The sequence below is a fragment of the Kitasatospora sp. NPDC022856 genome, from assembly GCF_055561235.1.
In genome coordinates this window covers 178205-197669 of the sequence record NZ_JBVHHE010000011.1, presented here as the reverse complement: position 1 = coordinate 197669, position 19465 = coordinate 178205, and the positions used below count along the sequence as shown (strand labels likewise).

General features: G+C 74.7%; 17 protein-coding genes and 1 riboswitch. Of the genes, 13 read left to right on the top strand and 4 right to left on the bottom strand.

The features are described from left to right. Window positions 1-15: 15 nt before the first annotated feature. Complete coding sequence (locus ACZ34W_RS16385) at window positions 16-1005, bottom strand: class I SAM-dependent methyltransferase (RefSeq protein WP_465604567.1); 990 nt, start codon at window positions 1003-1005, stop codon at window positions 16-18. 536 nt (window positions 1006-1541) lie between these two features. Here ACZ34W_RS16385 and ACZ34W_RS16380 point away from each other — a divergent pair. Continuing rightward, window positions 1542-2981, top strand: a complete 1440-nt coding sequence (locus ACZ34W_RS16380) for an aldehyde dehydrogenase family protein (RefSeq protein WP_465604564.1) — start codon at window positions 1542-1544, stop codon at window positions 2979-2981. A 49-nt stretch (window positions 2982-3030) separates the two neighbouring features. On the opposite strand, the gene ACZ34W_RS16375 is transcribed toward ACZ34W_RS16380, so the two are convergent. Further along, the gene (locus ACZ34W_RS16375; protein WP_465604561.1) at window positions 3031-4518 is read right to left on the bottom strand and encodes a glycine hydroxymethyltransferase; all 1488 of its coding nucleotides are present in this window, start codon (window positions 4516-4518) and stop codon (window positions 3031-3033) included. A gap of 29 nt (window positions 4519-4547) precedes the next feature. Continuing rightward, a riboswitch (ZMP/ZTP riboswitch) is annotated at window positions 4548-4644 on the bottom strand. Between the two features lie 295 nt (window positions 4645-4939). Between ACZ34W_RS16375 and ACZ34W_RS16370 the strand changes: the two genes are divergently transcribed. The 6 genes from ACZ34W_RS16370 to ACZ34W_RS16345 all read left to right on the top strand — a co-directional run bounded on the left by ACZ34W_RS16370 (window position 4940) and on the right by ACZ34W_RS16345 (window position 12560). After that, the gene (locus ACZ34W_RS16370) at window positions 4940-5923 is read left to right on the top strand and encodes an ABC transporter permease (protein ID WP_465604558.1); all 984 of its coding nucleotides are present in this window, start codon (window positions 4940-4942) and stop codon (window positions 5921-5923) included. 79 nt (window positions 5924-6002) lie between these two features. Continuing rightward, on the top strand, window positions 6003-7757 hold the full coding sequence (locus ACZ34W_RS16365) for an ABC transporter substrate-binding protein (RefSeq protein WP_396488270.1): 1755 nt from the start codon (window positions 6003-6005) through the stop codon (window positions 7755-7757). A 130-nt stretch (window positions 7758-7887) separates the two neighbouring features. Beyond that, on the top strand, window positions 7888-8880 hold the full coding sequence (locus tag ACZ34W_RS16360; protein ID WP_329490711.1) for an ABC transporter permease: 993 nt from the start codon (window positions 7888-7890) through the stop codon (window positions 8878-8880). 16 nt (window positions 8881-8896) lie between these two features. Beyond that, window positions 8897-10558: a dipeptide ABC transporter ATP-binding protein gene (locus tag ACZ34W_RS16355; RefSeq protein WP_465604553.1), complete on the top strand. Its 1662-nt coding sequence runs from the start codon at window positions 8897-8899 to the stop codon at window positions 10556-10558. A gap of 85 nt (window positions 10559-10643) precedes the next feature. Continuing rightward, entirely contained in the window at window positions 10644-11168 is a 525-nt protein-coding gene (locus ACZ34W_RS16350) for a hypothetical protein (RefSeq protein WP_465604550.1), read from the top strand. Between the two features lie 318 nt (window positions 11169-11486). Further along, window positions 11487-12560: a PhlD gene (locus ACZ34W_RS16345; protein WP_465604547.1), complete on the top strand. Its 1074-nt coding sequence runs from the start codon at window positions 11487-11489 to the stop codon at window positions 12558-12560. Window positions 12561-12673: 113 nt separating this feature from the next. Here ACZ34W_RS16345 and ACZ34W_RS16340 read toward each other — a convergent pair whose 3' ends face one another. Next, window positions 12674-13249: a TetR/AcrR family transcriptional regulator gene (locus tag ACZ34W_RS16340; RefSeq protein ID WP_465604544.1), complete on the bottom strand. Its 576-nt coding sequence runs from the start codon at window positions 13247-13249 to the stop codon at window positions 12674-12676. A 106-nt stretch (window positions 13250-13355) separates the two neighbouring features. Here ACZ34W_RS16340 and ACZ34W_RS16335 point away from each other — a divergent pair, with 106 nt between their 5' ends. Further along, on the top strand, window positions 13356-13958 hold the full coding sequence (locus ACZ34W_RS16335) for a dihydrofolate reductase family protein (RefSeq protein WP_465604541.1): 603 nt from the start codon (window positions 13356-13358) through the stop codon (window positions 13956-13958). Here ACZ34W_RS16335 and ACZ34W_RS16330 read toward each other — a convergent pair. Then, a complete protein-coding gene (locus ACZ34W_RS16330; protein WP_465604538.1) occupies window positions 13912-14901 on the bottom strand; it encodes an EamA family transporter in 990 nt (329 codons plus the stop codon). The genes ACZ34W_RS16335 and ACZ34W_RS16330 overlap by 47 nt on opposite strands. 168 nt (window positions 14902-15069) lie before the next feature. Here ACZ34W_RS16330 and ACZ34W_RS16325 point away from each other — a divergent pair, with 168 nt between their 5' ends. The 5 genes from ACZ34W_RS16325 (at window position 15070) to ACZ34W_RS16305 (ending at window position 19371) form a co-directional block, all read left to right on the top strand. Then, window positions 15070-15549: a gamma-glutamylcyclotransferase family protein gene (locus ACZ34W_RS16325; RefSeq protein ID WP_465604535.1), complete on the top strand. Its 480-nt coding sequence runs from the start codon at window positions 15070-15072 to the stop codon at window positions 15547-15549. Window positions 15550-16063: 514 nt separating this feature from the next. Next, window positions 16064-17302: a precorrin-6y C5,15-methyltransferase (decarboxylating) subunit CbiE gene (gene cbiE, locus ACZ34W_RS16320; protein ID WP_329490703.1), complete on the top strand. Its 1239-nt coding sequence runs from the start codon at window positions 16064-16066 to the stop codon at window positions 17300-17302. After that, window positions 17299-18060, top strand: a complete 762-nt coding sequence (cobM, locus tag ACZ34W_RS16315) for a precorrin-4 C(11)-methyltransferase (protein WP_329490702.1) — start codon at window positions 17299-17301, stop codon at window positions 18058-18060. The genes cbiE and cobM overlap by 4 nt, the downstream gene beginning before the upstream one ends. Next, window positions 18057-18827 (top strand): cobalt-precorrin-6A reductase, encoded by a 771-nt coding sequence (locus ACZ34W_RS16310; protein ID WP_465604530.1) that lies wholly within the window; start codon window positions 18057-18059, stop codon window positions 18825-18827. The genes cobM and ACZ34W_RS16310 overlap by 4 nt, the downstream gene beginning before the upstream one ends. A gap of 40 nt (window positions 18828-18867) precedes the next feature. Continuing rightward, window positions 18868-19371 carry a DinB family protein gene (locus tag ACZ34W_RS16305; protein ID WP_329490700.1) on the top strand — a complete coding sequence of 168 codons (504 nt, stop codon included), beginning with the start codon at window positions 18868-18870 and terminating at the stop codon, window positions 19369-19371. Window positions 19372-19465: the final 94 nt, after the last annotated feature.

Genomic DNA, 19465 nt, shown 5'->3' with positions numbered 1-19465 from the left:
CGTGCGCCGGGGTGGTCAGCCGCGGCGGGCGCGGCGGATGGCGGCGGTGAGGACCGGGGGGAGGAGGTCGCCCGCGACGCGTTTGGCGACGTTGGCGGGGCGGCGGCGTTCGGCGGCGCGGGCGCGGCGGACGGCGAGGTCGACGTCGGCCTCCTGCCGGGCGCGCAGGGCCTCCGCCTCCGCCCGTTCCGCCTCCCGGCGGGCGGCCTCGGCGGCCAGCCGGTCGTGGTGGCGCGAGGGGCGGAACGGGGCGATGCCGTGGGAGCTGCCGCCGACCCGGACCACCCGCTGGCCGTTCAGGTGCTCGACGGCGAGCTGGACGCCCTCGGCCAGCCCGGTCCGGTCCAGCAGGGCGCGCCGGGCGGGCTCCGGATCGCCCCAGGTGCCGTAGAACTTGCTCTCGCTCAGCACGATCGGGGTGAGGCCCCCGTTGAACACCGCCTCCCAGGTGGCGGCGGCGACGCCCGGGGTGTGCGCGGAGCGGTAGTCGTCCAGGACCACCACGCCCTCCGGCTGGAGCGCCGCCCGGGCCACCCGGAGGTCGTCCACCACGTGCTCGTAGAGGTGCGAGGCGTCGATGTGGACGAAGCGGAACGCGCCGGCCGGGAGGCGGCCGTCGGCCAGTGCCGAGGTGGGCGCCTGGATGATCTCCGGCAGTGCGTCGTGGAAGGACAGGTAGTTGGACTCGAACGCCTTCCGGGTGAGCGACTTCCGGTAGGACATGGACATCTCGGCGGCGTTCTCGTCGTCCGGGGCGTCCGAGTCGAAGAGGTCGCAGACCGTGAAGGTCTCGGTGGGCTGCCGGTGGTCGCCGATCACGATCGCGCTGCGCCCCAGGTAGGCGCCCATCTCCAGCAGGTCCCCGGTGACGCCCGCCTTCTCCTGGCGGTCGAGGAACCACTCGAAGAGGTGGCGGTCGTGGTCCCAGAACCAGCCGGGGACGTCATCGAGCCGGCCCGGCTCGGTGGGCCGGTACTGCTCGGCGCTCAGCGCGGCGTCGGTCACGAAGTTGCTCCTCACACGGTGCGGACGACCACTGGGAACGACCTCCGGCGCGGACCCGCCCGCCGCACGGGTACGCGGGCCGGCGACGGACGTCACCGCCCGGCCTTCCGGAGCAGCCTGCGGACCGGCGTGGGCGGACGCCGTTCGAACCCGCTGCCCACGGTAGTGACGCACACCGGAGTGCGCCGCAATCTACCGTCCGCTGTCCGGAGTTGAGGAGATGTCGCACGGACGTTTTCGTCCGGTGCGCGTTTGTGAGCACTCGGCGGGACGGCGGCCCGGGAGGACCGGTTCGTCCATACTGCCGCTCGCGTGCCCGTTTTGTCACCATCCCCGGGGCGGTAGGGGCCGGAGAGGTAGGAGGCCGGGCAGTAGGGGGTCCGGCTCTTGCGCCGGGCTGCCCGGGCGGCCTTGACTGGCCCTTTGGCCAGCGACCCCCGAGCGACCCCCGAGCGACCTCCGAGCGACCTCCGGCGGCCCCCAGCGGCGGCCCCGCGCGGCTCCTCGGGCGGACGATCCGATGAGAGGACCACCCGGTGCAGCAGGACGCGGAGCAGGGCACCCAGTACGGCGACCAGTACATCGACGGCGAATGGCGGCCCTCGCTGGACGCCGGGTCGATCACGGTACTGAACCCGGCGACCGAACAGGTGCTCGCCACCGTCCCCGCCGGCGGCACGGCCGACGTCGCCGCTGCCGTGGCCGCCGCCCGCCGGGCGGCCCGGAGTTGGGCCGCCACCTCCCGCGAGGAGCGGCTGGCGCTGCTCACCCGGCTGCGGGACGGCCTGGCCGGGTGCCAGGAGGAGATAGCCGACACGGTGGTCGCGGAGCTGGGCGCGCCGGTCGGCTTCGCGACCGCCGTGCACGCCGGCCTGCCGCTGGCCGTGGCCGGTTCCTACCTCGCGCTGCTCGCCGAGTACCCCTTCGAGGAGCGGATCGGGAACTCGGTGGTGCTCGCCGAGCCGGCCGGGGTGGTCGCGGCGATCACCCCGTGGAACTACCCGCTGCACCAGATCGTGGCCAAGGTCGTGCCGGCCCTGGCGGCCGGCTGCCCGGTGGTGCTCAAGCCCGCCGAGGACGCCCCGCTGGTCGCCCGGCTGTTCGCGCGGCTGGTCCACGAAGCGGGCTTCCCCGCCGGGGTGTTCAACCTGGTCACCGGCACCGGCCCGGTGGCGGGCGCGGCCCTGGTCGGGCACCCGGAGGTGGACGTGGTCTCGTTCACCGGCTCCACCGCCGTGGGCCGGACCGTCGCCGAGACCGCCGGGCGGGGCATCAAGCGGGTCGCGCTGGAGCTGGGCGGGAAGTCGGCCAACGTGGTGCTGCCCGGCGCCGACCTGGCCCGGGCGGTCAACGTCAACGTCGCCAACGTGTTCGCCAACTCCGGTCAGACGTGCAGCGCCTGGACCAGGCTGCTGGTGCACCAGGACCAGTACGAGGAGGCGGTCGGACTCGCCGCGAAGGCCGCCGCCAAGTACCTCCCGGGCGATCCGGCCGATCCGCGGACCCGGATCGGCCCGGTGGTCAGCGCCCGGCAGCGTGAGCGGGTGCGCGGCTACATCACCGGCGCGCTCGCCGAGGGCGCCCGGCTGGTCGTCGGCGGGGCGGACGCCCCGGCCGGTCTGGACACCGGCTTCTACGTCCGGCCGACCGTCCTCGCCGACGTCACCAATGACATGACGGTCGCCCAGGAGGAGGTCTTCGGCCCGGTGCTGGCCGTCCTCGCCTACCGCGACGAGGACCACGCCGCCGAACTCGCCAACGGCACCCAGTACGGCCTGGCCGGCGGCGTCTGGGCGGCGGACACCGACACCGCCGCCGCCTTCGCCCGCCGCCTCGACACCGGCCAGGTCGACCTCAACGGCGGCCGCTTCAACCCGCTCGCCCCGTTCGGCGGCTACAAGAACTCGGGCCTCGGCCGCGAGCTGGGCCGCCCCGGCCTGGAGGAGTTCCTGCAGCTCAAGTCGCTGCAGTACTGAGCACGCCGGCACGCGGCCCGGTCCCCGCGGGGGCCGGGCCGCGCGGGTCTCAGACCAGGTCGACGCCCGGGTAGAGGGGGAAGCCCGCCAGCAGGTCGGCGGCGCGCTTGGCGACGCCCTCGCGGACCGCGTCGTCCAGGGTGTACTGGGCCTTGGACGGCGCGCCGGCGGAGGTCGCGACGGGAGCGGTGGCGCGCAGGACGGTGTCGATCAGGGCGGCGATCTCGTCCATCTCGGCGGTGCCCAGGCCCCGGGTGGTCAGCGCGGGGGTGCCGAGCCGGACGCCGGAGGTGTACCAGGCGCCGTTGCGGTCCTGCGGGACGGAGTTGCGGTTGGTGACGATGCCGGAGTCCAGCAGCGCCGCCTCGGCCTGCCGGCCGGTCAGGCCGTAGCCGGAGACGTCGGCGAGCACCAGGTGGTTGTCCGTGCCGCCGGTGACCAGCGTGCCGCCCCGGCGCAGCAGGCCCTCGGCGAGGGCCCGCGCGTTGTCGACGACGCCGCGGGCGTACGTGCGGAACTCGGGGCGGAGGGCCTCGGCGAAGGCGACCGCCTTGGCGGCCATCACGTGCGAGAGCGGGCCGCCGAGGACCAGCGGGCAGCCGCGGTCGACGTGCTCGGCCAGCTCGGCGGTGCAGAGCACCATGCCGCCGCGCGGACCGCGCAGCGACTTGTGGGTGGTGGTGGTGACGATGTGGGCGTGCGGGACGGGATCGTGGTCGCCGGTGAGCACCTTGCCCGCGACCAGGCCGGCGAAGTGCGCCATGTCGACCATCAGGGTCGCGCCGACCTCGTCGGCGATCTCGCGCATGACGCGGAAGTTCACGAGTCGCGGGTAGGCGGAGTAGCCGGCCACCAGGATCAGCGGGCGGAACTCGCGGGCGGTGGCCCGCAGCGCGTCGTAGTCGATCAGGCCGGTGACCGGGTCGGTGCCGTAGCTGCGCTGCTCGAACATCTTGCCGGAGATGTTCGGCCGGAAGCCGTGCGTGAGGTGGCCGCCGGTGTCCAGGGACATGCCGAGCATCCGCTGGTTGCCCAGCTCGTGGCGCAGCTCGGCCCAGTCCTGCTCGGTGAGGTCGTTGACGTTGCGGACCCCGGCGCGCTCCAGGGCGGGGCTCTCGACGCGCTGGGAGAGGACGGCCCAGAAGGCGGTCAGGTTGGCGTCGATGCCGGAGTGCGGCTGGACGTAGGCGTGGTCCGCGCCGAAGAGCGCGCGGGCGTGCTCGGCGGCGATCGTCTCGACCGTGTCGACGTTGCGGCAGCCGGCGTAGAAGCGGCGGCCGGCGGTGCCCTCGGCGTACTTGTCGCTGAGCCAGTTGCCCATGGCGAGCAGGACGGCCGGGGAGGCGTAGTTCTCGCTGGCGATCAGCTTGAGCGAGGCGCGCTGGTCGTCGATCTCCCGGCCGATGGCGGCGGCGATCCTCGGCTCCACCTCGCGGACGACGTCGAGGGCACTGCGGAAGGCGGTGTTGGCGGTGGCACTCGCGGCGGTGTGCGGTGCGGCGGCGTCGGGCGCGGCAGGGCTGACGGGGGTGGCCAAGGCGGTCTCCTCGTGACGGGTGGACGAGTACGGACGGCCCAGGCGCTCGGCAACTTGGCGTGCGGGTGCACGGAGCCGCTTCCCGATGGTCGGTTCCATCCGTGCGCGCCAGTCGCGGCTCACCGGGATCGTACCAATGCCCCGGCCGCTGTGGCGGAGATCTCAGAATGCGGGACAGGCCGCCTCCTTTGCCCTGGTATGACCGTTCTTCTGCAACGACAGTATTGCGGCGGAATGAAGCCGTCACAATTCCCGAAACATTGCACCCGAACTCCGCCGGGAATGATTTGCGGAAATCCGGCGGAGTCCGATCTGATGGCGTTCGGCAGGCCGCCGGGAAACCCCCACAGGCCGGCCGTCACACGCACACCAGCGCACCCTCACCCACGGGGCGGCGGAGAATTCGGGGAGTACGCCTCTCATGGCAGTGGTCGAGACAGTCGCAGAGCCGTCCGCCGGGACGGCGCCCGCCGCCGCGCGGGCCCCGCAGGGCCTGCTGCGCCGGATCCGCCGCGAGCCGGTCGCGGCCACCGCGCTCGCGGTCGTCGTGGTCTTCCTGCTGCTCGCGCTCGCCGCCCCGCTGATCGCCGCCCTCTACGGCAGGAACCCGGTCGAGCACTACGGCCAGAACACTCCCGGCCTGCTCAGCGACGGCGGACTGCCGATGGCGCCGAACGGCGGCATCTCGGCCGACTTCTGGTTCGGCCTGGAGCCCGGGCTCGGCCGCGACGTCCTCACCCAGCTGCTCTACGGCATCCGCACCTCACTGCTGATCGCCTTCGCCTCGGCCGCCGTCACCACCACGCTCGGGGTGCTGGCCGGCGTCGCGGTGGGCTACCTCGGCGGGATCACGGACCGGCTCTTCGGTTTCCTCTCCAACGTGCTGCTGGCCTTTCCGACCCTGCTCCTGCTGCTCGCGCTCAGCCCCGTCATCCAGTCCCGGCTGGTCGACCCGGACACCGCCGAACCCGAGTGGATGCAGTTCCTGGTGCTGATCCTGGTCTTCTCCGCGTTCGGCTGGATTCCGCTCGCGCTTTCCCTCCGGGCCGCCGTCCGGTCACTTCGGGAAAGGGATTTCGTGCAGTCCGCCCGGGCGCTCGGGGCGAGCGGATTCCATATCGTGTTCCGCGAACTCCTGCCGAATGTCCGGGCGCAGCTCCTGGTGCACGCCACGATGGCGGTGCCGACGTTCGTCGCCTCCGAGGCGGTGCTGTCCTTCCTCGGCGTGGGCATCAACGAGCCCGTCCCGGACTGGGGCCGGATGATCGCGCGGGGCTCCGAGGTCTTCCAGGCCGACCCCACCTACATGTTCTTCCCCGGCGTGGCACTGCTGCTCTTCGTGCTCGCCTTCAACCTGCTCGGCGACGCCGTCCGGGACGCGCTCGACCCGCGCGCCGCGCGCTGAGCGCCGCCTTCCCCTCCTCCCTCCCTCCCCCTCCCTTTTCACCCGACCGCCCCGTCTCCGGGGCAAGGAGAGTTCCGCCATGCGCTGGATCAAACCGTCCCTCGCCGTCGTCGCCACCGCGGTGCTGGCGACCTCCTGCTCGGCCGGCGCGGGCTCCACCCCGGGTACCGGCGCCGGGGCCACCGCCCGGGAGTCCTCGCCGCTGACCGCCGCGCTCGGCACCGAGAAGGAGAGCGCCGGCCCGGCCCCCGCCGTCCCCGGCGCCCGCCCGGGCGGCACCGTGAACGTCTACAACACCACCGACTTCCGCCACCTCGACCCGCAGAAGGTCTACGCCGGCGCCGCGTACAACACCTCGCTGCTCTGGGGCCGCCAGCTGACCCAGTACCAGGTGGTGGACGGCAAGGCCAGGCTGGTCGGCGACCTCGCCACCGACACCGGGACCCCGGCCGACGGCGGCCGCACCTGGACGTACCGGCTGAAGGAGGGCGTGGCCTGGGAGGACGGGCAGCCGATCACCTCCCAGCAGGTCAAGTACGGCATCGAGCGCTCCTTCGGCAAGGGCTACGAGGTCGGCCCGCCGTACTGGCCGCAGTGGCTCACCGGCGAGGCCAGCTACGACGACGCGCGCAAGAAGTACGCCGGCCCGCAGGACGGCGACCTCGCCGCGATCGAGACCCCGGACGACCGCACCCTCGTCCTGCACTTCCCGCAGCCGCAGGCCGACGTGCCGTACATGGCCGCGCAGTCCTCCTCCTCGCCGGTGCGCAGGGACAAGGACACCGGCACGGACTACGACCGGCTGCCGTTCGCCAGCGGCCCGTACCGGATCGCCGAGCACGTCCAGAACACCCGGCTGGTGCTGGAGCGCAATCCGCACTGGAAGGCGGAGACCGACCCGATCCGCTCGCAGTACCCGGAGAGGTTCGTCTTCACCTTCGGCAAGGAGGCGCTCAACATCAACCAGGAGATCCTCTCCGGCCGGGACGGCGGCGCCGACGCCACCACGGTGGCGACCCAGCTCTCCCCCGAGCTCTACCAGAACGTGGACACCGACCCGAAGGCCAAGGAGCTGGTGGTCTCCGGCCGCCAGGGCGCCTTCGTCACCCAGCTCGTGATCAACAACGAGCGGGTGCCGGACGTCGAGGTCCGCAAGGCCCTGCACCTGGCCTACCCGCGCCAGCAGGCGCGCCAGGTCCAGGGCGGCTCCCGGGTCGGCGAGCTGGCCACCACGCTCAGCTCCCCCGCCCTGGTCGACTGGCAGAAGTACGACCTGTACCCGGCCAAGCCGGAGGGCGACCCGGAGGCCGCCAAGCAGGCGCTCGCCCGGGCCAAGCAGCCGCCGGCCGCGCTGACCTACGCCTACGCCTCCACCCCGAACGGGCAGCGGGTCGCCCAGGTGCTGGTGGAGGGCTTCGCCAAGGCCGGCATCACCATCGTGCCGAAGCCGGTCGACCCCAAGGCGCTGCTGGACGAAGCGCACCGCGCCGACTCCCCGTACGACCTGTTCGAGGAGACCAGCTCGGTCGACTGGCCGACCCCCTCCACGCTGGTCCCGTTCTCCTTCGACGGCCGGGCCAACGGCGACCTCAACTCCGCCCGCTACCGCAACGCCGAGGTGGACAAGGAGATCGACCGGATCAACCAGATCGGCGAGCCGCGCGCCAAGGCCAAGGAGCTGTACGCGCTGGAGCAGACGGTGATGAAGGACGTACCGGTGCTGCCCTTCGCCTACCCGGCCGTGAACCAGCTGCGCGGCAGCAACGTCGGCGGGGCGTTCGTCCACCCGATCTACGGCTCGGTCGGGCTGGCCTGGCTCTACCTCAAGTCCTGACCCGCCCGGCCCCGACCGCCCCGGGGGCCCGGCCCGCGCCACGGGCCGGGCTGCCCGGCCCCGACCGCCCCCGCCGTGCCCCTCGACCCCGTGCCCCTCGACCCCGTCCCCCCTCGACCCCGGACCGGCCATGCTCTCCTTCGCCCTGCGGCGGACCCTCCAGGCCCTCGCCGTCCTGGTCGCGGTCTCCGCCGCCGCCTTCGCCCTCTTCTACGCCGCCCCCGCCGACCCGGCCCGCGCGGCCTGCGGCCCGCGCTGCGACTCCGGCCAGGTCGCGGCCGTCCGCCAGAGCATGGGCCTGGACCAGCCGCTGCTCACCCAGTACACCGACTACCTCGCCGGAGTCGTGGCCGGACGGGACATCGCGGACGTCGACGGCTCGGTCATCCACTGCGACGCACCCTGCCTCGGTTACTCCTACCGGCTCCACCAGCCCGTCACCGAGGCCCTGGTCGACCACCTGCCGGTGACCTTCTCGCTCACCGCCGGCGCGCTCGCCGTCCTGGTGCTGTTCGGGCTCGGCACCGGCTTCGTCTCCGCCCTGCGCCACGGGACCAGGACGGACCGGCTGCTCTCCGGCTTCACCCTGGTCGGCGCCAGCGTGCAGATCTACTTCCTCGGGTACGTCGCCCAGTGGGCGCTGGTCTACTCGACCGGCCTGCTGCCGCTGCCCTCCTACACCCCGCCGGCCGAGGACCCGGCCGCCTGGGCGGGCGGCATGCTGCTGCCCTGGCTCGTCCTCGGCTTCGTCAACTCGGCCGTCTTCGCCCGGCTCTCGCGCTCCCAGCTGCTGGAGACGATGAACGAGGAGTACGTCCGCACCGCGCGCGGCAAGGGCCTCGGCCGGGTGCGCACCCACCTCAAGTACACCTCGCGCGGCGCCGCCGGTCCGCTGGTGCAGCTGCTCGGGCTGGAGGCCGGCGCGCTGCTCGGCGGCGCGGTGATCACCGAGACGGTGTTCGGGCTGAACGGCGTGGGCACCTTCGCCGCCGAGGCCGTCTCCGGGCAGGACCTGCCGGCCGTGGTCGGCGCCGTCCTGCTCGCCGCCTGCTTCGTGGTGCTGTTCGTCGCCCTGGCCGACCTCGCGGTGGCCTGGCTCGATCCCCGCATCCGTCTCAGCTGACCCCTCTGGAGTACCGATGACCCCCTCCACCGAAGCGGTGCTGAGCGTCCGCGACCTCTCCGTCGCCTTCGCCGACCCGCGCGGCGGCGCTCCCGTGCACGCCGTCCGCGGCCTCTCCTTCGACCTCGCCCGGGGTGAAGTCCTCGGCCTGGTCGGCGAGTCCGGCTCCGGCAAGTCCGCGACCGGCCTGGCCGTGCTCGGCCTGCACGACCCGCGCACCACCACCGTCACCGGCTCGATCCGGCTCGCCGGCCGGGAGCTGGTCGGCGCCGGTGAGTCCGTGCTGCGCGAGGTGCGCGGCGGCCGGGTCGCCCTGGTCTTCCAGGACGCGCTCACCTCGCTCAGCCCGTTCCACGGCGTGGGTGCGCAGCTGGCCGAGATGTACCGGCTGCACCACCCGGGCGCCGGGCGTGCCGAGACCCGGCGGCGGGCCGTCGCCATGCTGGACCGGGTCGGCATCCCGGCCGCCCGGGCCGGCGACCACCCGCACCGGTTCTCGGGCGGCATGCGCCAGCGGGTGATGATCGCCATGGCCCTGATGAACGACCCCGACGTGCTGATCGCCGACGAGCCGACCACCGCGCTGGACGCCCGCGTCCAGCGGCAGGTCCTCGACCTGCTGGGCGAGTTGCAGCGCGAGCACGGCACCGCGGTGCTGCTGGTCAGCCACGACCTCGGCGTGGTGGCCGGGACGACCGACCGCACACTGGTGCTGCGCGACGGCCGGCAGGTCGAGTCCGCGCCGACCGCCGAGCTGCTGGCGGCGCCGCGACAGCCCTACACCCGGGCCCTGGTGGGCGCGGCGCTGACCGCGGACACCGTGCCGGGCACACCGCTGGCCACCGTCGACGAACCGTCGCCGTCCTTCACCTTCGCGCCACGGGCGGGCGCCGCCCCCGACCGCCCGCTGGTGGAGGTCGAGGAGCTCGCCGTGCACTTCCCCGGGCGGCGGCGCCCCGCCGGCCGGCGCGGCGAACCCGTCCGCGCGGTGGAGGGCGTGAGCCTGCGGATCGCGCCCGGTGAGACGCTCGGGCTGGTCGGCGAGTCCGGCTCCGGAAAGTCCACCACCTCACGCGTGCTGGCCGGCCTGCAGCCGGTGACCGCCGGCCGGGTGCGCTACGACGGGATCGACGTCACCGCCCCCGACCGGGCGCTGCGCCGCCGGCTCGCCCGCGAGGTCCAGCTGGTCTTCCAGGATCCGTACGCCTCGCTCAACCCGCGCCGCACCGTCGCCCAGACCCTGGACACGCCGCTGCGCCTGCACACCGCCCTCGGCCCCGCCGAACGGCGCGAGCGGTCCGCCGAGTTGCTGGAGCAGGTCGGGCTGGCGGCCGGCCACCTGGACCGCTATCCGCACGAGTTCTCCGGCGGCCAGCGCCAGCGGATCGGCATCGCCCGGGCACTCGCCCCCGAACCGCGCCTGATCATCGCCGACGAACCGGTCTCCGCGCTGGACGTCTCGGTCCGCGCCCAGGTGCTCAACCTGCTGATGGAGCTGCGCGAACGCCTGGACGTCGCCTTCCTCTTCGTCTCGCACGACCTCGCCGTGGTGCGGCACTTCTGCGACCGCGTCGCGGTGATGCACGGCGGCCGGCTGGTCGAATCGGCCGACCGCGACCGGCTGTTCGCCGCCCCGCACACCGACTACACCCGGGAGCTGCTCGCCGCCGCGCACTGAGGGTGTGTCGGCGGCCGCCTGGCGGCACGATCCGCATACGATCGGCTACCGGCAGCGACCCCCGTCACCCCGGAAGGGGTTCCCGATGACCCTCGTCAGCCAATCCGCCACCCTGCTCCAGCTGTTGGGCCGGCTCCACCCCGAGGCCCTGGACGGCATCCGCCCGCACCTGCCCGTCCTGGGGCCCACCCGCCACGTCCACCTGGCCGCGCACGGCGGCGGGCAGGCCGGGCTCAACCCCCAGCCGCTTCCGCCCGGCGCCACCGAGCTGCGGCTGGCCGTCGCCGGGACGGTCAACGCGGTGGCCAACGCGGCCATCACCGCCCGGCTGTCCGGCGCAGACGCGGGCGGCATCCTCACCGAGGTGGGGGACGACTGGTGCCCGACCCCGCCGGACCGGCGGCTGCCGTGGCCGCGGCACTGGCCGCTCCCCTGGCCGCCCGGCGAGCCGTTCCCGATCGACCCGGGCTACGCCACGCCGGCCGTCCAGGCCCAGGCGGCGCTCGCCTTCCAGGCCTACGCGAGCGGGATCGCGGACGAGGAACTGGGCGCCGCCTTCGGCGAACTGGCGGAGCGGCTCTGCGAGGCCGCGCTGGGGAACGCCGGCTGAGCCGGCCCGGTGCACGGGGCCCCCGACCGTCCCGTGCACCGAGACCCGCCCCACCACAGCGACTCTGCGTAGTCGCGGCGATGCTCCGCCCGGGGCCGTACCGTGCGCACCCACGGTCACCCGACCCCCATCAGGCCCACCATCCGGCGGAAATCCCGGAGCGGGACAGGTAGCGTGGGGACGTCAGTATCCGGTGGGGGGATCCCGCGAGCGTCACGGTGCGTCACAGCGTGTCGACGCGCTCCGTACGGCCACCGCACGGGTGCCGACTGCCGCATCCGCCCGGGTGCGGTACGGACGCTCCGAGGACGCCGCGACATGCCTACCCCGACCACCGCGTACGTCGGCCGACCGGCCGTGGTCGCGGGCCCCCACCTCGTCCGCGCCGAACGGATACGCGACGACATCCTCGCCCGCAATCCCGGCTACTCGCCCCGGCAGGCCCAGACGGTACGGATGGCCCTGAGCAACCTGCCCGGCACCCGCCGGTACTTCCAGCCGTACGAGGTCGTCACCTCGCCCGACCGCACCGCCGCCGAGCGCAAGACCACCACCATGGCCGACCTGCTGGCCGCCGCCGAGAGCGCCGCCCGCGAGGCGCTGGCGAACGCGGGGGCGGGCACCGCGGACGTCGACTGCGTCGTCGTCAGCAGTGCCACCGGTGACGGGGTGCCGGGGCTGGACATCCTGCTCCAGCAGCGGCTCGGGCTCCGCCCGGACATCAGCCGCCGGCCGATGACGCAGCTGGCCTGCGCGGGCGGCGCGCACGTCCTGATCGCGGCCCAGGAGTACCTGGCCGGAAACCCGGGCGGCGTCGTCCTGGTGGTCGCGGGCGAGTCGCTCTCCTCGCTCTACCAGGACAGCCGGACGTCGATCGAGGACCAGATCTACAAGGGGCTCTGGGGGGACCTCGTCGGCGCGGCCGTCGTCACGGGCGAGCGGCGCACGCCCGGGCTGCGCCTCGGCCACCGCTTCGAGTACACCGTGCCGGGGTCCACCGACCGGTACCGCAAGCTGACCGACGACCGCGGCGACCACTTCGCCTCCACCCGGGCCTCGCTCCGCTCGGTCACCGACCTGGGGCCGGCCCTGCTCGACTGGCTGGACCGCAACGACGCCCGGGAGCTCGACTTCGGTGTGCTGCACCCGGGCGGCCCCGCGATCCTCGACCGGCTCGGTGCCCTGCTCGGCGTGGACGAGGACTTCCTCCGGCACTCCAAGGCGGTGCTCGCCGAGGAGGGCAACCTGGGCGGGGCGACGGTCTTCTCCGTCCTGGCCCGGACCCACCGGACGCCCCCGGCCACCGGTGCGCGCGGCCTGGTCTTCGGCCTCGGGCCGGGGGTCGCCCTCAGCGCCCTGCTCGTCACCTGGGCCGACGGCCCCGCCGACTGAGCGGGCGGCGGCGGGGCGCCGCCGCCACCCCTTGGCGTCGACAGGAGGTCGCCAGCAGGTCGCCAGGAGTGCGAGCAGCGACGGGACGCCGAGCGGCGGCCCGCCCGCTCCCGCTAGGCGCTCGGCACGATCCGCTCGACCATCGTCCCGACCAGCGCGGCGAGGCCGTCGGCGCCCAGCACCTCGGGAAGGGTGAGGTGTTCGACCAGCAGCCCGGTCATCGCGAGGTAGAGGACGACGACCGTCTCACGGTCGCCGGGGAGGCCCTCGCCCACGTGGTAGGCGATGTTCGCCTCCAGTTGCTCGCGGATCGTGCCGGTGAGCTCGGCGCGCAGGCCCGGCCGACGGGTGGCCTCCAGCCGCAGTTCGAGCAGCGCCAGGTACCCGGCCCGCTCGGCGGTGATCCGGCCCAGCAGGTCGTGCATCAGGGCGGTGACCAGGGCGCGGTCGCGCGGGGCCCGCAGCAGCTCGGCGATGACGGCCGGGTCCGGGGTGAGCCGGTGGTGGATGTGACGGGCGGTCTGGTGGAGCAGGTCGTCGCGGTTGGCGAAGTAGTTGGACGCGGTGCCGGCGGGGACGCCCGTCTGTACGTCGACCGCGCGGAAGGTGAGTCCCCGGGCGCCCTCGCGGGCGAGGACGTCGATCGCGGCGTCGGTGAGGGCGGTACGGCGAGCGGGGTTCTGGACCACGGCCCTGATCCTCCTTCAGAAACATCTGGACAACCACTACAGACTGAGTACTATAGCCGGAGTGGTTGAGGGCGCAGGGCCTTCGACCGGGTCTCCAAGGACGTGAATGCGCAAGCTCACCTACTACGTCGCCGCCACCCTCGACGGCTACATCGCCGCCCCGGACGGCGATTTCGGGTTCTTCGACCCCTACATCCCCGGGGCCCTCCCCTTCCTGACCGGCGAGATGGGCGACGCACTGCCGACCCCCGCCCGCGCCGCGTTCGGCCTGGCGGACGCGCCCAACGAGCGCTTCGACACCGTCCTGATGGGCCGCGCCAGCTACGAGCCGGGCCTGGCCGCGGGCCTCTCCAGCCCCTACGCCCACCTGCGCCAGATCGTGGTCTCCCGCTCGCTCACCAGCAGCCCGGACCCGGCCGTCGAGGTCACCGCGGAGGAGCCGCTCGACCTGGTGCGCCGGCTGAAGCAGGAGGAGGGCCTCGGCATCTACCTCTGCGGCGGCGGCGACCTCGCCGGTCAACTGCTGCCCGAGATCGACGAGTTGATCGTCAAGCTCAACCCCGTCGCGGTCGGCTCCGGCACCCCGCTCTTCCGGGCCGGGTTCTCGCCGAACGCCTTCACCCTGGTCGACACCCGGGTGCTGGCCAACGGCGTGCTCGTCCTCACCTACGCGAAGGCGACCGGGGCGCCCGCGCCGGCAGCCGGCTGACGCTGACCACCAGACAGACACCGACCAGCACGATCGCCCCACCCACCAGGGTGGGGCCGGTCAGCGGTTCGGCCAGCACCAGCGAGCCGAGCAGCACGGCCACCACCGGGTTCACGTACGCGTACGTGGCGACGAGGGTCAGCGGCGCGGACTGCAGCAGCCAGGCGTAGGCGGTGAAGCCGACCAGCGAACCGACCACCACCAGGTAGCCGAGCGCCAGCCAGGACCGGGTGGAGAAGGCGCCGACGTCCAGCCCGTGCCGCTCCCCTCGGGCCAGTCCGATCACCACGTTGCCCAGCCCGCCCACGATCATCTGGTACGCGCTCCCCGCGAAGACGTTGCCCGGCATCGGGATCCGCTTGGCGGCGAACGAGCCGGCCGCCCAGGTCAGCGTGGCGCAGATGACCGCGATCACGCCGGCCGGTGCGATGTCCCCGCCGATCGCGGGCGCGGAGAGCACCGCGAGCCCGGCCAGCCCGAGCAGCACCCCGGACAGTTCCACGGGCTCGGGCCGGTCACCGGTGGCCGCCGTGAGCAGCACCATCCAGAGCGGGACGGCCGCCACCAGCAGCGCCGTCAACCCCGACGGGATGGAGTTCTCGCCGAGCACCACCAGCCCGTTGCCGCCGGTCAGCAGCAACAGGCCGACCAGCGCGGAGGAGCCGAACTGCCGCCGGTCCAGCCGGAGCCCGGCCCGCCCCTCGCGGAACAGCACGAAGCCGCCCAGCAGCAGCCCGGCGACGAGGAAGCGCGCCCCGGCGGAGAGGAAGGAGGGCATCGTCTCCAGGGCGATCCGGATCGCCAGATACGTCGAGCCCCACACCACGTACACCACGGCGAGCGCCAGCCAGACCGCCTTTCCCAGGCCGGCCGGACCGGGGACGGCGTCGGCGGGTCTGCCGGCCGGGGCCTTGGCGGGCGTGCGTGAGACGGGCGCTGTCATGGGTGTCCCCCTAGGACGGTACTGGCGGTCAACCGCCATGACAGCGCATCACCGCACCCGCGCGCCAGTGGGTATCACCAGACGGTCGCCGCCGCCCCGGGGGCGCGCGCGGCGCGGGCGCTACGGTGGGCGCTCCCCCGGCCGGGGGAGCACGCACCGGGAGGCCCCTTGTCCGACGCACCGACAGCCAACGGGCCGACAGCCGACGGGCCGACAGCCGGCCCGCCGGGCGCCCTGCCGTTCTTCGTCTACGGCACGCTCCGCACCGGCGGCCGCAACCACGCCGTGCACCTCGCCGGGCGCTGCGCGGACATCCGGCCGGCCGTACTGGAGGGCGCCGCGCTGCACGACGGCCCGGGTTTCCCGTACGTGGTGCCGGACGGCACACCGGGCCGGCGGATCCTCGGCGAGCTGATCACCGTGCGCCCCGGCGGGTACGCCGCCGCGCTCGCGGCGCTCGACCGGCTGGAGGACTGCCGGGCCGACGGGACGGGAGAGTACGTGCGCGAGCGGCTGGCCGTCCGGACGGCGGCCGGGTCCACCGAGGACGCCTGGGTCTACCTGGCCGGCCCCGCCGTCGCCGCCCGTCTGCGGGTCCACCCGGCGCTGATCCCCTCCGGGGACTGGACCCGCCGCACCGAACGCTGAACGGGGCAGGCCTGGCTCGGGACCGGATCGCACGCGGGGGCGCGGGACACCGCAGCGTCCCGCGCCCCCGCCGACGGCCCGCTCAGGGCCTGCCCACCCCGGAGGCGGGCGCTCCGTCGAACGGCATGGCCTGGACGTACAGCGTCCAGGACGGTGGTCGCCGCCCTCGACGGCCTCCCAGAGGTCCTGCCGCTGGAGGTCCGGATCCGATCCGGCCAGCCGTGAGCGCGTGCTCGTCGCTCGGCACCCGGGTCCCGGTGTGGTCGGTGGTGTGCGGAACCGCTGACTCGGACACGGTGCCCTCCGTCGCGCGCTGAACCGCCCCCGGACGACACTGACCGCGGCAACCGGGGCGTGCACCCTGACCGGGTGGTGGCCGTGTACCGCCAGGTAGGCTGCCCCGGCCACGCCTTCGTCGGCCGAGCGGCGCCGACGGCAGGCCGACCGACCGGCTGTGGAACACGGACCGCAGACCCGCAGACCCGCACGACACTGACCGAACGAGGAGCCCCCGGTGCCCGAGCTGCCACCGCCGATCACCGTCGTCGGGATCGGCGCCGACGGCTGGCCCGGCCTCGCCACCACCTCCCGGGCGGCGCTGCGGACGGCCGAGGTGGTGATCGGCGGCCCGCGCCAGCTGGCCCTGCTCCCCGCCGCCGAGGTGGCCGCCGAACGGGTGCCGTGGCCGTCCCCGCTGCGCCCGGCCGTCCCCGGGCTGCTCGCCGAGCACGCCGGCCGCCGGGTGGCCGTGCTCGCCAGCGGCGACCCGATGTTCTTCGGCATCGGCCGCACCCTCGCCGAGACCGTCGGCGCCGAACGGCTGCGCGTCCTGCCGCACCCCTCCTCCGTCTCCTACGCCTGCGCCCGGCTCGGCTGGCCGCTGGAGGGCACCGAGGTGGTCAGCCTGGTCGGCCGCCCCCTGGACACCCTGACGCTCGCCCTGCACGCCGGCCGCCGGCTGCTCGTCCTCGGCGCCGACGCCCGGACGCCCGCCGCCGTCGCCGCGCTGCTCACCGCACGCGGCTTCGGCACCGCCCGGCTGCACGTGCTGGAACAGCTCGGCTCCCCCGGCGAGCGGCGGCTGGACGGCCCGGCCGACGGCTGGCCGCACCCCGCGGGCGACCCGCTGAACGTCATCGCCGTCGAGCTGGCGGACGGCCCCCGGACCTCGCTGGTGCCCGGCCTGCCCGACCACGCCTACGAGAGCGACGGCCAGCTGACCAAGCGGCACGTGCGCGCCGCGACCCTGGCCACCCTCGCGCCCGCCCCCGGCGAGCTGCTCTGGGACGTCGGCGGCGGCTCCGGCTCGATCGCGATCGAGTGGCTGCGCGCCCACCGGGACAACCGGGCGGTGACCGTCGAGCGGAGCGCCGTCCGGGCCGAGCGGATCGGCCGCAACGCCGCCGCGCTGGGCGTGCCCCGGCTGCGGGTGGTCGCCGGCGCGGCGCCGGACGCGCTCGCCGGGCTGCCCGCCCCCGACGCCGTGTTCATCGGCGGCGGCCTCACCGCGCCCGGCCTGCTGGACGCCTGCTGGGCGGCGCTGCCGCCGGGCGGCCGGCTGGTCGCCAACACCGTGACGCTGGAGTCCGAGGCCCTGCTGACCAGCTGGTACCGGCGGCACGGCGGCGAGCTGCTGCGCCTCGCCGTGGCACACGCCGTGCCCGTGGGCGGCTTCACCGGCTGGCGGCAGGCGATGCCGGTCACCCAGTGGTCCGCCGTCAAACCTTCGACCGATCCAGGAGCGAGCTCGTGACCGTCTACTTCATCGGGGCCGGCCCGGGCGCCGCCGACCTGATCACCCTGCGCGGTGCGCGCATCCTGGCCCGCGCCGAGGTCTGCCTGTACGCCGGCAGCCTGGTGCCGCGCGAGCTGCTGGACGAGTGCCCGGCCGGTGCCCGGCTGGTCGACACGGCCCAGCTCGACCTGGACCGGATCGTCGCCGAGCTGGTCGCCGCCCACGAGGCCGGGCAGGACGTGGCCCGGCTGCACTCCGGCGACCCGTCCGTGTTCAGCGCCGTCGCCGAGCAGATGCGCCGGCTCGACGCGGCCGGCGTGCCCTACGAGATCGTGCCCGGCGTGCCCGCCTTCGCCGCCGCGGCGGCCGCGCTCAAGCGCGAACTGACGGTGCCGACCGTCGGCCAGACCGTCATCCTCACCCGGATCGCCAAGCGGGCCACCCCGATGCCCGAGGGCGAGGACCTCGCCACGCTCGGCCGCAGCGGCGCGCTGCTGGTGCTGCACCTCGCCGCCGGGTACATCGACGACGTGGTCGAGCAGGTGCTGCCGCACTACGGCGCCGACTGCCCGGTCGCCGTCGTGGCGATGGCGAGCCGCCCGGACGAGCTGGTGCTGCGGGGCACCGTCGCCAGCATCGCCGAGCAGGTGAAGGCGGCGGGCGTGGTGCGCACCGCCGTCATCCTGATCGGCCGCACGCTGACCGCCGAGCAGTTCCGGGACAGTCACCTCTACTCGGCGGACCGCGAGCGCCCGCACGAGCCCTGCGGCGCGTGAGGGCCCACCTGCTCGTCCTCGGCGGCACGACCGAGGCGCGGGCCCTCGCCGCCGCCCTGGCCTCCGACCCGGCGCCGGAGGGCCCCGGGCCGAGGGTCACCAGCTCGCTCGCCGGGCGGGTCGCCGCACCGCGGCTGCCCGCGGGCGAGGTCCGGATCGGCGGCTTCGGCGGACCGGACGGGCTCGCCGCCTGGCTGCGCGCGGAGCGGGTGGACGCGGTGGTCGACGCCACCCACCCGTTCGCGGCCGTCATGTCGCGCAACGCCGCGCTGGCCGCCGCGGCCACCGGCGTCCCGCTGCTGGCGCTGCGCCGGCCCGGCTGGTCGCCGGTGGACGGCGACCGCTGGCATCCGGTGGAGTCGCTGGACGCCGCCGCCGCCGTGCTGCCCGGGCTGGGCCGGCGGGTCTTCCTCACCACCGGCCGCCAGGGCATCGGCGCCTTCGCCCACCTCGACGGCCTGCGCTTCCTGGCCCGCTCGGTCGACCCGCCCGAGCCGCCGGTGCCCGCCGCCCTCGACGTGCTGCTCGACCGCGGCCCGTTCACCCTGGACGGCGAGCGGGCCCTGCTGCGCGAGCACCGGATCGACGTCGTGGTCACCAAGGACAGCGGCGGCGCCGCCACCGCCCCCAAGCTCACCGCGGCGCGCGAACTCGGCCTGCCGGTGGTGGTCGTGGAGCGGCCGGCGCCGCCGGCCGGGGTGCCGGTCGCCGCATCGGTGCCGGCCGCCCTGGACTGGCTCGCGGCGCGCGGTCTCGCTCCCCGGTAAACCGGGCGACGGCCGGCGGCGGCCCTGCCAGGATGGGCCGATGAGAGCCGAAGAGCGCACCCCGACCGAACAGACCGCCGACGAACGCGCCACCCTGGTCAGCTTCCTGGACTTCCAGCGGGACACGCTGGCGATGAAGTGCGCCGGGCTGAGCACCGAGCAGCTCCGCGCGCGCGTCCTGCGGCCGTCCGCGCTCTCGCTGCTCGGCCTGGTCCGCCACCTCGCCGAGGTGGAGCGCGGCTGGTTCCGCAACACCTTCGCCGACGAGGCCAGGCCCGGCTTCTGGAAGCACCCCGACGGCAGCTTCGCCGAGTTCGACGTCGACACGGCCGACCCCGCGGAGGCCTTCGCCGTCTGGCGCGGCGAGTGCGACCACGCCCGGGAACTGGTCGCCGCCGCCGAGTCGTTGGACTCCCTCGGACACCACGGCGAGGAGGCCTTCTCGCTCCGCTGGATCCTCACCCACATGATCGAGGAGTACGCCCGCCACAACGGCCACGCCGACCTGCTGCGCGAGCACCTGGACGGCGCGACCGGCGAGTAGCCGGGCCACGAGCAGCGACGGAGAACCGATGCGGACCCACCGGAAGGACCACGACACCGCCGGGCTGGAGGTCGCCGGCCTGCTGGCCGGCCTC